The 221-nt window shown below is 63.8% G+C and carries 1 pseudogene; it reads right to left on the bottom strand.

Annotation, left to right across the window (positions count from 1 at the left end):
* Positions 1-221, bottom strand: a pseudogene (locus N825_RS35940) (transcription termination factor Rho); the annotation flags it as partial.

The raw sequence follows: 221 nt of genomic DNA on the forward strand, positions 1-221 counted from the left end.
CAGCAGCACCATCAGCACGCAGTCTGGGTGGTTGTAGGCAATGCTCTGCGCAATATTCTGCAGCAGCATGGTTTTACCGGCTTTCGGCGGTGCCACGATCAGGCCACGCTGGCCGCGGCCAATAGGCGCCGCCAGATCCAGTACGCGCGCCGTCAGGTCTTCGGTCGAGCCGTTGCCGCGCTCCATCCGCAGACGGGAATTGGCGTGCAGCGGCGTCAAGT

It is taken from the genome of Skermanella stibiiresistens SB22, from assembly GCF_000576635.1.
Taxonomy (GTDB): domain Bacteria; phylum Pseudomonadota; class Alphaproteobacteria; order Azospirillales; family Azospirillaceae; genus Skermanella; species Skermanella stibiiresistens.